This is a genomic window from Streptomyces spiramyceticus (genome assembly GCF_028807635.1).
GTDB classification, from domain to species: Bacteria; Actinomycetota; Actinomycetes; order Streptomycetales; family Streptomycetaceae; genus Streptomyces; species Streptomyces spiramyceticus.
This window is the reverse complement of record NZ_JARBAX010000002.1, coordinates 1,214,841-1,229,228: the sequence shown is the minus strand read 5'-3', so window position 1 is coordinate 1,229,228 and position 14,388 is coordinate 1,214,841. Positions and strand designations below refer to the sequence as shown.

8 protein-coding genes and 1 pseudogene are annotated in these 14,388 nt (G+C 71.9%); 3 read left to right on the top strand and 6 right to left on the bottom strand.

All coding sequences use genetic code 11. The annotated features are described in order from the left end of the window. The first annotated feature begins 21 nt into the window (after positions 1 to 21). Positions 22 to 207 (top strand): DUF6243 family protein, encoded by a 186-nt coding sequence (locus PXH83_RS28930; protein ID WP_274564307.1) that lies wholly within the window; start codon positions 22 to 24, stop codon positions 205 to 207. A 167-nt stretch (positions 208 to 374) separates the two neighbouring features. Here the strand turns inward: PXH83_RS28930 and erm are convergent, their stop codons facing one another. Next, positions 375 to 1,223 carry a 23S ribosomal RNA methyltransferase Erm gene (gene erm / locus PXH83_RS28925; RefSeq protein WP_274564306.1) on the bottom strand — a complete coding sequence of 283 codons (849 nt, stop codon included), beginning with the start codon at positions 1,221 to 1,223 and terminating at the stop codon, positions 375 to 377. Between the two features lie 480 nt (positions 1,224 to 1,703). Between erm and PXH83_RS28920 the strand changes: the two genes are divergently transcribed. Together PXH83_RS28920 and PXH83_RS28915 are read left to right on the top strand one after the other, a co-directional pair. Continuing rightward, positions 1,704 to 2,930, top strand: a complete 1,227-nt coding sequence (locus PXH83_RS28920) for an acyltransferase family protein (protein ID WP_274564304.1) — start codon at positions 1,704 to 1,706, stop codon at positions 2,928 to 2,930. A 5-nt stretch (positions 2,931 to 2,935) separates the two neighbouring features. After that, positions 2,936 to 3,601: an O-methyltransferase gene (locus PXH83_RS28915; protein ID WP_274564302.1), complete on the top strand. Its 666-nt coding sequence runs from the start codon at positions 2,936 to 2,938 to the stop codon at positions 3,599 to 3,601. Between the two features lie 289 nt (positions 3,602 to 3,890). On the opposite strand, the gene ccrA is transcribed toward PXH83_RS28915, so the two are convergent. The 5 genes and pseudogenes from ccrA to PXH83_RS28890 form a co-directional block, all read right to left on the bottom strand. Next, positions 3,891 to 5,240, bottom strand: coding sequence for a crotonyl-CoA carboxylase/reductase (gene ccrA / locus PXH83_RS28910; RefSeq protein WP_274564301.1), 1,350 nt, complete (start codon positions 5,238 to 5,240; stop codon positions 3,891 to 3,893). A gap of 28 nt (positions 5,241 to 5,268) precedes the next feature. Continuing rightward, positions 5,269 to 6,534: an activator-dependent family glycosyltransferase gene (locus PXH83_RS28905; RefSeq protein WP_274564297.1), complete on the bottom strand. Its 1,266-nt coding sequence runs from the start codon at positions 6,532 to 6,534 to the stop codon at positions 5,269 to 5,271. A 37-nt stretch (positions 6,535 to 6,571) separates the two neighbouring features. Continuing rightward, entirely contained in the window at positions 6,572 to 7,819 is a 1,248-nt protein-coding gene (locus PXH83_RS28900) for a cytochrome P450 family protein (protein WP_274564296.1), read from the bottom strand. A gap of 100 nt (positions 7,820 to 7,919) precedes the next feature. Beyond that, complete coding sequence (locus tag PXH83_RS28895; RefSeq protein ID WP_274564295.1) at positions 7,920 to 8,633, bottom strand: class I SAM-dependent DNA methyltransferase; 714 nt, start codon at positions 8,631 to 8,633, stop codon at positions 7,920 to 7,922. Further along, positions 8,633 to 14,257: pseudogene (locus PXH83_RS28890) on the bottom strand (type I polyketide synthase); the annotation flags it as partial. The pseudogene PXH83_RS28890 and the gene PXH83_RS28895, both read right to left, overlap by 1 nt. Positions 14,258 to 14,388 lie beyond the last annotated feature (131 nt).

Genomic DNA, 14,388 nt, shown 5'->3' with positions numbered 1-14,388 from the left:
CACCGACGACAGGAGAAGCCCATGGCCAAGGGAGCAAAGAAGATGCTGGGCCTCGGCGGCACCCGCTCGAACCTCTCCCGCAGCGCGATGCGCGGCGGGAACTCGGGCGGAATTCCCGGCGGCGGCATCAGCCCGCAGGAGCAGAAGCGGGAGCTGCTGCGCAAACTCAAGGAAGCGCGGTCCACCAAGCAGACCCCCTCGTCGTGAAGGCCTCCACCTGAGGGGACCGGCTGCGTATGGGCTTTCGTACGCAGCCGGTTCCCCCTCCCCGAGGTCCACAGGTCCGAGCGTCCACAGGTCCGGGCTGCGGGAACGCCGGCCCCCGGAATACGGGCTCCGAAGTGCCGGAACTCGGAGAGCGGGCCCACGAAGCATCAGCAGTCGGCCGTCCGTTGGTGTGCGCGGAACAGCGCGGTCCACTCCGGGACCGTGAGGTCCTTGACCCGATCGGCGGGCCGCACCCCCGCGCCGCGCACGAACTGGGCGTGTCCGCGGCGCAGCACCTTTCGCGCGGCCTCGCCTATCGTCATCTGGCCGGTGTCGAAGACCTGCTGGGTGAACCGCTGATAGGCGGTGCGCTCACGCCAGGGCACGGGCGGCTTGCGATGGGGGGTCACCATCAATGTCTGGGTATCGGCGCGCGGCACGGGGTTGAACTCCTGTCGCGAGAAGGCCAGCCCTTTCTCAAACGCGTACCACGGCTCCCACTGGGCGTTGAAGAGATTTCCGCCCCAGGCTCCGGTCCGCTTTCCCACATACTCGCGCTGAAGCAGGAACACGCCCTGGCGCATCCGGTCCGGACCCAACTCCAGGCAACGTCTCAGTATCTTGGTGCCGGAGACAAAGGGCAGATTGCCAATCAACCGGACCGGCTGCCCTGGCAATTGCAGTGTCAGAAAGTCCTCGTTCACCACCGTGACATCGGGCAGCGATTCGGCGGCCAGCCGACGGGCCCATTGGGTGTCGATTTCCACCGCGAGTAAGGGACTTCCGGTCGATGCGAGCGCTTTGGTCACCCGGCCGGATCCCGCGCCTATCTCGACGGTCAGAAGGTCATTCGGCGAACCGGGCGCGATGGCATCCGAGCTGTCCAGCTGAGCGGAGAACCTGCAGGCTGCAGCGGCTGCCCGGAAGAAATTCTGACCCCATTCCCTCCGCGCGACGCAGCGCGACGCAGCGGGAGCGGAGGCGGATCGCGGCGGCCGTGGGGATTTCGATTTCACCCGGGCGACATTACCAACCCCTCACCCAATGATCCATCAACAACCGGTATGCCCAACGGAATTCGGCCATCCTCGGACCCGATCACGACATCGGCCGACGAGCCCTTCGGGACCGACTGGTGACTGCCGTGCGAACCGGCATTGTCGGCGAATCATCCGGACGATCCACGAATTCCGGGGCATTCGAGCCCGGCCCGGCGCGTTACGGCCCGGCGCCTGTCCGGGCCGTAACGGCGTTCCCACGGGCTCATGGTGATTCACCACAGTCTCGACTGCGACGGCCAACGCCGTGAGCCGAACGGGAATGAATCCTGGCCGACTTCGTCAGGTTCAACGGGCGCCGGGCCGGCGCGGCCGGTGGCCGCTGACTGTGTCATCTCCATGTTGTCGGCCGAACGCACCGCGCCCCAGGATGACCCAGCCCATTCCCTGCGGTCACCCCGGCCTCAGTCCCCATCCCGAAAGAGGAGCGAGAATCCAGTGCTCCATCGCGTCGATCTGTCGTCGCTCACCGGCCTCCGCTGGTACGCGGCGTTGACAGTATTCGCCTGCCACATCGCCCAACAGGGCTTCTTCGCCGACCAGCAGGTCGGCAGCGCACTGCTGCACATCACCACGCTCGGCTCGATGGCGGTCTCGGTCTTCTTCATACTGAGTGGCTTCGTTCTGGCGTGGTCGGCCCGCGACGAGGACTCCACCCCGACTTTCTGGCGGCGCCGCATCGCGAAGATCTATCCGCTGCACATCGTCACGTTCGGCATTGCGGCCCTGATCATCTTCTCCCTCTCGGAACCGGTCCTTCCCGGTGGCTCCGTGTGGGACGGCCTGGTGCCCAATATCCTGCTGGTGCAGTCCTGGCTTCCCGACGCGTCCCTTGCGGCCAGTTTCAACACGCCGAGCTGGTCGCTCTCCTGTGAACTCGCCTTCTATCTGTCGTTCCCGCTGTGGTATCGGCTGGTGCGGAAGATTCCGGTGGGGCGACTGTGGTGGTGCGCCGCCGGGATCGCCACGGCCGTGATGTGTGTGCCGTTCGTGACGGGCCTGCTCCCGGCGAGCGAGGAGGCGGCCCCCGGGATGCCGCTCAACGAGGTGTGGTTCGCGTACTGGCTGCCGCCGGTGCGGATGCTGGAATTCGTCCTCGGCATCGTGATGGCGCTGATCCTGCGCGCAGGCGTGTGGCGGGGCCCACGGGCGGGGACCTGCACGCTGCTGCTCGCCGCGAGTTACGGCCTCACCCAGGTGGTGCCCCCGATGTTCACTCTCGCCGCGTGCTCCATCGTGCCCGCCGCCCTGCTGATCACCGCCCTGGCCGACGCCGATGTGCACGGTCGGCGCACGGGGCTGCGCTCCGCGATGCTGGTGCGGCTGGGCCAGTGGTCCTTCGCCTTCTATCTGGTCCATTTCATGGTCATCCGCTACGGACACCGACTGATGGGCGGCGAGTCGGGATACGAGCGCCAGTGGAGCACCCCGGCCGCGATCGCTCTGTCCCTGGCGATGCTGATGGTCGCGATCCTGGTCGGCGGGCTGCTGCACACCGTCGTCGAGCAGCCCTGCATGCGACTGTTCGGCAGCCGCACGCCCTCCGCCGTCCCGAAGCCCGGCACCGCCCCTGCGCCCCGAAGTTCGCCCGGCCCCGACGTCACGGGCGTACCAGTCGTCACGCACACGCCCGACGTGACGAACGAGCTCTCCCCGAAAGGATGATGAGCGTGGCAGACCAGACCGCTCTCAGCCCAGCGCTGCTGGAATACGCCCGGAGCGTCGCGCTGCGGGACGACGGCCTGCTGCGTGAACTGCACGGGGTAACCGCGGGGCTTCCCGGGGGCCGGGCCATGCAGATCATGCCCGAGGAGGCACAGTTCCTCGCCCTGCTGATCCGGCTCGTCGGCGCCCGGCGCGTGCTGGAGATCGGCACGTTCACCGGCTACAGCACGCTGTGCATGGCGCGAGCACTGCCCGCCGACGGCAGAATCGTCACCTGTGACATCAGCGACAAGTGGCCCGGCGTGGGCGCCCCGTTCTGGCGGCGGGCCGGGGTGGACTCCCTGATCGACCTGCGCGTCGGCGACGCCGCCCGAACCCTCGCCGAGCTGCGCGAGCACGAGGGGGACGGCGTGTTCGACCTGGTCTTCGTCGACGCCGACAAGACCGGGTACCCGCACTACTACGAGCAGGCGCTGGCGCTGGTCCGCCCCGGCGGGCTGGTGGCGATCGACAACACGCTGTTCTTCGGCCGGGTGGCCGATCCCGCCGTCGACGACGCCGACACCGTCGCCGTGCGCAGGCTCAACGACCTGCTGCGCGACGACGAACGCGTGGACATCGCGTTGCTGACGATCGCCGACGGGATCACGCTGGCCCGCCGACGGGAGTGAGATCGCACGGCGTGGGGCGCAGACGCAACGTCGTGAACGACGGCGGATTCGCGCCAACGCCCGCCTGTGCAAAGCGACTTCGCGACGTCTCCGGGACGCTGCTGGAATCGGCTGCCGCCGCCGGCCTGCTACGACAGGCCGGCGGCGGCAGCGTGTGCGGACCTCGTGCGGTGGCCCCGTACCGCGACGAGGGGCCCCTGCACCGGAAGCAGCACGGCAAGCGTCCGCACGCCCTCGGACGCATCCGAGGGCGTGCACCGGGAACGCCCCGGAGGGCCCGCCCGACCGGTCAGCGGAACCGGTTGATGGCGTCGATGTGCTTCGCGCGCTTCTCCTCGTCGCGCACGCCCAGCCCCTCCGTCGGGGCCAGGCACAGCACGCCGACCTTGCCCTGATGGAGGTTGCTGTGCACGTCGTGCACGGCGAGCGCGGTGTCGGCCAGCGGGTAGGTGCAGGAGAGCGTGGGGTGGATCTTCCCCTTGGCGACGAGTCGGTTCGCCTCCCACGCCTCGCGGTAGTTGGCGAAGTGGGTTCCGACGATGCGCTTGAGGTGCATCCACAGGTAGCGGTTGTCGAACTCGTGGCGGAAGCCCGAGGTGGAGGCGCACGTGACGATCGTGCCGCCCCTGCGGGTGACGTAGACGGACGCCCCGAAGGTCTCCCGGCCGGGGTGTTCGAAGACGATGTCGACGTCCTCGCCGCCGGTCAGCTCCCTGATGCGGCCGCCGAACCGCTTCCACTCCCGCGGGTTCTGGGTGTCCTCGTCGGTCCAGAAGCGGTAGTCCTCGGCGGAGCGGTCGATGATGGCCTCAGCGCCCATGGCCCGGCACACCTGAGCCTTGCGCTCGCTGGAGACCACGCAGACGGGATTGGCCCCGCCGGCGAGGGCGAGCTGGGTGGCGTACGAGCCCAGACCACCGCTGGCGCCCCAGATCAGCACGTTGTCGCCCTGCTTCATGCCGGCGCCGTTGCGGGAGACCAGCTGACGGTACGCGGTGGAGTTGACCAGACCGGGCGCGGCCGCCTCCTCCCAGGTGAGGTGGGCTGCCTTGGGCATCAGCTGGTTGGACTTGACGAGGGCCACCTCGGCCAGGCCCCCGAAGTTGGTCTCGAAGCCCCAGATCCGCTGGGCCGGGTCGAGCATGGTGTCGTCGTGCCCGTCGGCGCTCTCCAACTCCACCGACAGACAGTGCGCCACGACCTCGTCGCCGGGCTTCCAGACGTTCACCCCGGGGCCCGTGCGCAGCACCACGCCGGCCAGGTCGGAGCCGAGGATGTGGTAGGGCAGGTCGTGGCGGGCGGCCGACGGCGATGTGCGGCCGTAGCGCTCCAGGAAGCCGAAGGTCGGCAGCGGCTCGAAGATGGACGACCAGACCGTGTTGTAGTTGACGGAGCTGGCCATCACCGCGATCAGTGCCTCGCCGGGCCCCAGTTCGGGCAGCGGCACCTCGTCGACGCGCAGCGACTTGCGCGGGTCCTTGTCCGTGCTCGTCATGCCGCGGAACATGTCGGTGTCCTCTTTGCGGACGGTCACGGCCCGGAAGGACTCGGGCAGGCGCAGCGCCGCGATGTCCTCGGGGGTGCGGTCCGGCGCGGTGATCGCGGCGAGCAGCGCGCTCTGGGCATGGCTTTCGGGCATGGGGGACGGACTCCGTTCGATCGTTTCGTCAGGTCGCCCGGTGCAGGGCGGTGAGGCGCTCCAGGGTGGGGACGATCCCGGCAGGCGTGGGGTCGGCGAGCATCTCCTCGCTGAGCCGCCGCGCGCCTGCTTTGATCGCGGGGTCGTGCACGGCCGTGTGCACCGCGTCGGCCAGGCCGCGTGCCGTGAGGGTCGCGGCGGGCAGGTCGAACCCGGCGGAGAGGCGCTGGAGTTGCTGGGCCTTGAGCGGCGCGTCCCACAGCGAGGGCAGCAGGATCTGCGGCACTCCGTGGAGCAGGGCGGTGGACCAGGTGCCCGCTCCGCCGTGATGGATGATCGCGGCGCAGCTCGGCAGCAGCGCGTCGAGCGGCACGAAGTCCACCGGTACGACGTTGTCGGGAAGGACGCCGAGGCGCTCGCGCTGGGAGGCGTCGAGGGTGGCCACCACCTCGATGTCCAGCCGTCCCAGCGCCTCCAGCAGTTCGGAGTAGGAGACCGCGTCGCGGCCGTAGGTCTCGCGGGCAGACACCCCGAGGGTGAGGCAGACGCGGGGGCGATCGGGCTTCTTGGCGAGCCAGGGTTCGATCACGGAGCGCCCGTTGTAGGGCACATAGCACATGGGCACCATGGTCTGCCCCAGGTCGAGCCGGGTGCTGCGGGGCCCCGGGTCGATCACCCAGTGGCCGAGCACGTCGCGTTCGTCGAAGGCGTACCCGTATCGGTCGAGCGTCCAGCCGAGCCATTCGGCGATGGGGTCCTCGCGCAGTTCCTCCGGTACCTGCTCGAGCGCTGCGAGGAAGCGCCGGCGGGAGCGTCCGATGGCATCGGGGCCCCAGAGGATGCGGGCGTGGGCGGCGCCGCAGGCGCGGGCCGCGACCGGCCCCGCGTAGGTCCAGGGTTCCCAGACGACCAGGTCGGGGCGCCAGCCACGGGCGAAATCGACGATCTCGTCCATCGTGGCGGCGCCGTTGAACGGGGCGAAGCACAGGGCGGCCATCATGCTCTGCTGGCCGAGCAGATACTCCCAGGTGGTCTCCTCCTCGCTCTCCACCTCGCCGAACTCGAAGCCCCGCTGGTAGGGGACGAGGTCGCTGCCCATCTCGGCGAGCAGCTCCGCGGCGGGTCGGTCGTCGCCGACGGGGACGGCGGTCAGGCCGGTGGAGGTGATGACGTCGGTGAGCGAGGGCGGGCTCGCCACCCGTACCTCGTGCCCGGCTGCGCGCAGCGCCCAGGCCAGGGGCACCAGGCTGTAGTAGTGGGTGTTGTGGGCGAGGGAGGTCAGCAGGACGCGCACGGTGACTCCGGTCTGGGACGGGGGTGTACGGGCGGGGTCATCCCGGGTGGACCCGGAGGCGGGCGCAGGCGCCTACGACCGGGGAACGCGGCCGGGTCAGCGGCGCGCCCTCGGCCCGCAGTCCGGGCAGGCGGCCGGCCATGACCTGGACCGCGGTGGTGGTGGCCAGGCGGATGAGCGGGAGGGCGAGCGCCAGGTGCGGCCCGTCCGGGCCGCCGAGCGGCTCCGGCCCCGGGGTCTCCCGTCCGGCGGCGGCCAGCACCACAATGTGCTCGTCGGCGGCGATCCGGCGGCCGCCGAGTTCGAGGTCGGTGTGCGCGACCCTGCTCTCCAGCCGGGCCGGGGGGCGGTGGCGCAGCGTCTGCTCGACGGCCCTCGCGGCGGCCGGGGTCCGGCGGGCCCTTTCCCACTCCCCCGGCCGGCCCAGCAGCCGGTGCACCGTGTGCGCGACGGCGGTGGCGGCCGGCTCGGGGGCGCCGATGGCGAGGACCAGCGCGATGCGCTCGACGTCGCGGGGTGCGACGCCATCGCGCAGGAGGAGGGCGAGGACGTCGTCGGGCCGGGGCCCGCCGCTCTCGACGGCCCGCAGCTTCTCCGCGACGAGCTCCGGGACCAGGTCGGCCAGGGTCCGCACGGCGTCGGCGGACTCCCGGGCGACGGCCAGGATCTGCGGGGCCAGCCGGGCGTCGAGCTGGGGGGCGCAGGCGGCGAGCGCCCGCGCGGCGGCGTCGCGGTCGCGGTCCGGCACTCCGAGGAACCCGAGCACCAGCTCGACGGCGTACGGCCGGGCGACCTCGGTGACGAGGTCGAACCCGGCGCCACCGGTTGGCAGGAGACGGCGGAGCACTCGGCGGGCGGTGGTGCGCGCCGCGCAGGGCGCCTCGGCCGGGGCGCAACGGTTGAGTACGGGGTCGGCCAGCGCCCGCAGGCGTACGAGCTCCGCGCGTTCGTGGCGGGGGAACGCCTCGGCGAGGGGCAGCAGTTCCTCGTCCGGACGGCGGCCGGCCCGGTCCAGCGTGCCGAAACGTGGGTCGGCCAGGACAGCCGCCGCCACCTCTGGGTCCGCGGTCACCCAGGCGCCCAGCAGTTCGCTGTGGAACCACGGTCCGGCGGCGCAGATTTCCCGTTCGAGCGGCTCGGGGTCGGAGACGGCGCGCAGAATCAGCGCGTACGGGTCGCCCTGATTGCCCGCGCACCAGTGCGCGGCACGGGTCAGCTGAAGCCGACGGCCGAGCTCCCGGGTGCCCGCGCTCGCGGGAGCCGGCTCCATGGCAAGGATGGGCATGGCTTCCTCTCGTCATCTCGGATGGCACGAAGTCGGACGGTACGAAGGGGGTGGCGAAGGCGTGTCGCCACGGGGAGGTCCGCCTCGGCGGCGGGCAGCTTCAGCGGCGGGTGCCGATGAACAGTCCGCGGCCGGAGGGGCCGCCCTCCTGGTAGACCACGTCGCAGCCGGCGCGCTCGAAGGCGGCTTCGTAGTCGGCGCGCGGGAACAGGGTGATGGCGTGGTCCTCGGTGAGGTGACGGATGCCGCCGCCGGGCTCGGCGACGAGGTAGTGCACCTCGATGCGGGTGGCGTTCCCCTCCCGCACAGAATGCGAGACCCGGCAGATGGTGCGCTCGCCCGCCTCGGTGACGCTGGCGCCGACGTAGCCGGGGGTGAAGGAGCTGGGGAACCACCAGGGTTCGACGACGATGACGCCGCCCGGTTCGAGGTGGTCGGTGAAGGACCGCAGCGTGCTGTCGAGTTCGTCCGTGGTCCGCAGGTGGCCTATGGAGCTGAACATGCAGATCACCGCGTCGAACCGGCGGCCCAGGGCGAACGAGCGCATGTCTCCTTCGTGGAAGGTGACGCCGGGGTTGCGGTCGGTCGCGAGGGCCAGCATGTCGTGGGAGAGCTCCAGGCCCTCGACGTGGTCGAAGAGGCCGTCGAGGTGGCGCAGGTGCTGGCCGGTGCCGCAGGCGACGTCGAGCAGTGACCGGGTGTCCGGGCGGTGGACGCGCACCAGTGCGGCGATCTCCTCGGCCTCCTGCCGGTAGTCCTTGCCCTTCCCCTCGTGGACCAGGTCGTAGACGGCCGCGATGTCGTTGGCGTACATCAGTGTTCTCCTCCGGTGAGCAGGGCGGGCGGCCCGGCCGGGTGCGGGACGGCCTCCAGCCAGTCGTGCACCACGGACGCGGTGTGCCGCGCGTGTTCGGTGAGCATGGTGAAGTGGTTGCCGGGCACGTCGGCGACGGTCCGGGCGAACGGGACCCGGGAGCGCCAGTCGCCCTGTGCCTCGCCGACGGGCCACTCGCGCAGGGGTTCGGACGCCCGGACGAGCAGGACGGGGGCGTTCAGGGCGGTGAGCCGGGCGCCGAGCAGCAGCCGGTGGTAGCCGGCCATGGCGGTGAGCCGGTGGTCCTCCAGGGGGACGGTGCTGCGTTCGAGGGCCCGGCTGAGCAGGTCGTCGCGCCACACGCCCATCGCGCCGGGGTCCTCGGGACGGTAGACGTCCATCAGCACGACGGCCGTGGGGCCGGTGCCGCGCTCCTCCAGGCGGGCGGCCAGGGCATGGGCGACGTTCGCGCCGGCGGAGTGACCGGCGAGCGCGAACGGCTTGCCCGCGGCGTGCTCCAGGAGGACGTCGGCCTGGACGTCGAGCAGGGCGTCGAGGGATGCGGGCAGCGGCTCCGCGGGGCCGCCGAAACCGGACAGGGGGAGAACGACCGTCTCCCGGCTGTCGCGCAGCCCTTCGGCGAAGGGGACGTACTCGCCGGGGCCGGAGCCGACCGCGGTGCCGGCGCAGCAGTACAGCGTGGGGTGCGTCGTCGGGCCGGTCGCGAGGAGCACCGGCGCGGGGCGGGCGGAGCCGGGCTGTTCCCGGGAGTAGGCGGGCCGGAACGCGGCCAGGGAGGCCATCAGCTCCACGGCCTCGCCCGACCTGCTCTGTTCGACGGCGGCGCGGAAGGAGGCGAGCAGCCCGCTCTCGGCCGGTACGGCGCTCTCGTGACGGCCGGTGGCCCCGGCGTCAGCGAGGCCGGCCAGGTGGTGTGCCAGTGCGGTGGGATCCTCGTGGTCGAAGACGAGGGTGCTGGGCAGGTCGAGCCCGGTGTCCTCGGCCAGTCGGCCGCGCAGCCGCACCGCGGCCAGCGAGTCGAAGCCGATGTCCCGGAAGGGGGCCTGTGCGTCGCCCCGGTTCTCCTCGGTGTGGCCGAGGACCGCTGCGATGTGGCGGAGCACCAGTTCCAGGGCGAGCCGCGGCCGGTCCTCGGGCCGCGCCCGTACGAGGTCGGGTGCGGTGGGGGTGTCGTCGGCGGGCTGCCCGGCGGCGGCGAGCGCCGTACGGGCGACGGGGATGCCGGAGATCAGGGGGCTGGGGCGGAAGGCGGTGAAGCCGGGGGCGAACCGTTCCCAGTCGAGGTCGGCCACGGTCACCGTGGCGTCGCCGCTGTCGACGGCCTGGTGCAGGGCGGTGAGCGCCGTCTCCGGGCGGAGGGGAACAAGGCCATGGCGGGCGAGGTATCCCTCGGGGGCCATCTCGCCCATGCCGCCGCCGTCCCAGACGCCCCAGGCGACGGAGGTGGCGGGACGGCCCTGCGCACGACGCCGCTCCGCCAACGCGTCCAAATGCGCATTGGCCGCCGCATACACCGACTGCCCCCCACTCCCCCACACCGCCGCACCCGACGAGAACAACACGAACACATCCAGATCCACACCCGCCGTCAACTCGTCCAGCAACTCAGCCCCCACCGCCTTACCCGCCAACACCCCCGCAGCCTCCGCCAACGACACCTCACCCAACGCCGACACCTGAGCCACACCCGCCGCATGAAACACCCCACACAACGGCACCCCCAACCCCTCCACCACACCCAACAACCCCACCACCGACGCACGATCCGCCACATCACACGCAACGAACGTCACCTTCGCCCCCAACCCCACCAACTCCCGCTCCAACTCCACCGCCCCCGGCGCCCCACCACCACGCCGACCCGCCAGCACCACATGCTCCGCACCCCCACGCGCCAACCACCGCGCCACATGACCACCCACACCACCCAACCCACCCGTCACCAACACACACCCCCGCGGCCGCCACGACCTCGAGGCCGAGGGCACAGCGGCAGGCAGCAGGCGGCGGCCGAACAACCCCGACCCGCGAATCGCCACCTGGTCCTCACCGCCGCGGCCGGAGACGACAGCGGCCAGACGCCGCCAGTCACGCCCGCCCGGCTCGGCCGGCAGATCCACCAGACCGCCCCACTGCACAGGCGCCTCCAACGCCGCCACCCGCCCAAGCCCCCACACACGCGCACCCATCGCACACGGCACCTCACCCGGCCCGACCGCCACCGCACCCCGAGTGGCCACCCACAGCGGTGTCTCCACCGCGGCATCCGCCATCGCCTGCACCATCAGCAGCACCGCCGTCGTCCCCTCGTCCAGCCCCGGGTGCCCGGCGAGCGTGGCTCCGCCCGTGTCGGGGAGCAGCAGCACGCCGGCCAAGCTCTCCGGGCTCCGCGCGAGTTCGGCCAGCCGAGCAGCCAGGGCGTCCCGGTCCAGTGCGTCCGTCCGCGGCGCTCCGGCGGCCTGCCCGAGCGGCCGCACCAGGCGGATCACTTCCGCGCCGGCCGCGCGCAGCGCCCGCTCCGCGGCGTCCGCGGAGTCCGTGCACTGCCCATGCTCGACCATCAGCCAGCGATCCGAGGGGCTGAACCTGACAGCGTCTGGGGCGATCGCCTGCCAGGCGACGCGGTAGCGCAGCCCTGCGGTCTGCGCGGTCGTGCGGCGCCGGTCGTGCCAGGCGGCTAAGTGCGGTAGGACGGCCTGCAGTTGGCTTTCGATTCCCGCACCGTCGGCGCCCAGTCGCGCCGCGGCCGAGGCAGCGTCGCCCGCGTGCACCGCGGCCCACAGGGCGTCGTCCTGCTCTGCTTCCGCGACGGGCCCTGCGGAGGGGGCGGAGGTCGCGGGGGCGACCGTGGGCGAGGCGGCGGTGGGGGCGAGCCAGTAGCGGCTGTGCTGGAAGGCGTAGGTGGGCAGGTCGGTCCGGCGTGCGCCCGTACCGCTGTAGAGCGCGGACCAGTCGAGGTCCGCGCCGCGAACGAACGCCCTCGCAGCGGCCCGGAGCGCGGTGTCGCCCTCCGGTCGCCCGCGGCGCAGCGCGGGGGCGAACACGGTGTCGGCCTCGTCGGCCAGTGACTCCTCCGCCATGCCGGAGAGGACTGCGTCGGGGCCGAGCTCGATGAAGGTCGTGGCGTCACGGGCCCGCGCGGTGCGCACTGCGTCGGCGAAACGCACCGGCTCCCGCACCTGGCGGGTCCAGTAGCCAGGGTCCCTCAGCTGGGCGGCGGTGGCGAGTTCGCCGGTCACTTCGGAGACGACCGGCAGCCGGGGAGCGTGGTAGTCGACCGTTTCGGCGATCACGCGGAAGTCGGCGAGCATGGCGTCCATGCGCGGCGAGTGGAAGGCGTGGCTCACCCGCAGGCGCTTGGTACGGCGGCCCCGGGCGGCCAGTTCACCGGCCGCCGCCAGTACGGCCGCTTCGTCCCCGGAAAGCACGAGGGCCTGCGGTCCGTTGACCGCAGCGATGACCGCGCCACCGGCGACGACGGGCTCCAGCGCGGCGACCTCCCGCTCGGTGGCCTGCACGGCGGCCATCGCGCCGCCCTCGGGCAGGGCCCGCATCAGCCGGCCGCGTGCCGCGACCAGCCGGGCGGCGTCGGCCGCCGAGAACACTCCCGCCGCGTGAGCCGCCACCAGGCCGCCGATCGAGTGCCCCACGAGGACGTCCGGCACCAGGCCCCAGCTCTCGAAGAGCCGGAACAGTGCGGTCTCGACCGCGAACAGGGCGGGCTGGGTGTAGTCGGTACGGTCGAGCAGTGTGGCGTCCGGCGCGGAGGGTTCGGCGAACATCACCGACAGCAAAGGGCGTTCGAGGTGGGCGTCGAACTCCGCCGCGATCTCGTCGAGGGCGTCGGCGAAGACGGGGAACCTCCTGCGGAGCTCCTGACCGGCGCCGAGCCGCTGGGCGCCCTGACCGGAACAGAGGAAGGCGATCCCGCGGCCGCGCCGCGCGACGCCTGTGACCATGTTCTCCGGCGTCCGGCCGGCGGCCAGCGCGGCGAGGTCCTCCCGGGCCGCCCGGGCGTCGTGCACCAGCGCAACCGCCCGGTGTTCCAGGGCTTCCCTGGTGGTGGCCAGGGAGTATCCGAGGTCGACGGCAGTGGTGAGATCGGCGTCGGTGTCCTCCGTGGGCCCCCGGCGGGCGAGGGCGGCGAGCCGGTCGGCCTGGCCACGCAGTGCCTCCTCCGAGCGGGCGGAGATCACCCAGGGAAGGGGGGTCGCGGCCGTGATGCGGGGGTCAGGGGCGGGCCCGTCGCTGCCGTCGGCCTCACTCGGAGGTTCCTCGATGACGACATGGGCGTTCGTCCCACTGACGCCGAAGGCAGAGACAGCCGCCCGACGCACCCGGCCCGCCCGCCGGGGCCAGGACCGGGCCTCGGTCAGCAACTCCACCGACCCCGAACCCCACTCGACCTTCGACGACGGAGCATCCACATGAAGAGTGCGAGGCAACGACGAATGCCGCATCGCCTCCACCATCTTGATCACACCACCCACACCCGCAGCGGCCTGAGCATGCCCGATGTTCGACTTCAACGACCCCAACCACAACGGATCACCCACCCGCTCACGCCCATACGTCGCCAGCAACGCACCCGCCTCGATCGGATCCCCCAACGCCGTACCCGTGCCATGCGCCTCCACCGCATCCACATCCCCCGGCGCCAGCCCGGCATCAGCCAACGCCTCACGGATCACCCTCCGCTGGGCCGGACCACTGGGCGCCGTCAGACCGTTACTCGCACCATCCTGATTGACCGCACTCCCCCGCACCACCGCCAGCACCCGATGCCCATACCGACGAGCATCCGACAACCGCTCCACCAACAACACACCAACACCCTCGGCCCACACAGTGCCGTCCGCACCCTCCGCAAACGCCTTGCACCGCCCGTCCGACGCCAGCCCACGCTGCCGGGAGAACTCCACGAACACCGTCGGGTCGGGCATGACCGCTACGCCCCCGGCCAGCGCGAGATCGCACTCGCCCCGCCGCAGCGACTGCACCGCCAGATGCAATGCCACCAACGACGACGAGCAGGCCGTCTCGATCGTCAGCGCCGGGCCCTCCAGGCCCAGGGTGTAGGCGATACGGCCCGACATCACCGCGTCGGCGTTGCCCGTCAGCAGATAGCCCTCGGTGCCCTCGGGCGCCCGCGCGGTGTCGGCGACGTATCCGGTGTGTGCGGCTCCGACGAACACACCGGTACGGCTGCCGCGCAGCGACGCGGGGACGACCCCGGCCCGCTCCAGCGCCTCCCAGGACGTCTCCAACAGCAGTCGCTGCTGCGGGTCCATCACCAGCGCCTCGTTCGGCGAGACGCCGAAGAAGGCGGCGTCGAAGTCGCCGACGCCGGTGAGGAAGCCGCCCTCGCGGCAGTAGGTAGTGCCGGGCGTGTCGGGGTCGGGCGAGTAGACGGCGGCTTCGTCCCAGCCGCGGTCGGCGGGGAAGCGGGTGATCGCGTCGACGCCGTCCGCGGCGAGCTCCCACAGGTCGTCGGGGGTGGTCACGCCGCCGGGGTAGCGGCATGCCATGCCCACGATCGCGACGGGCTCGTGCGCGGCGGCCAGGAGCTCTCGGTTGTGTCGACGCAGCCGCTCGGTCTCCTTGACCGAGGTGCGCAGCGCACCCAGCACTTCGTCCATGGACGGTGACATCTTCGGCTTCCTCGTCTGCTCGCTGTGGGGGGCGTCGGTGGTACGGCGCACTGCCGGTCCGCACGCACCCGGTACGGGCCGCT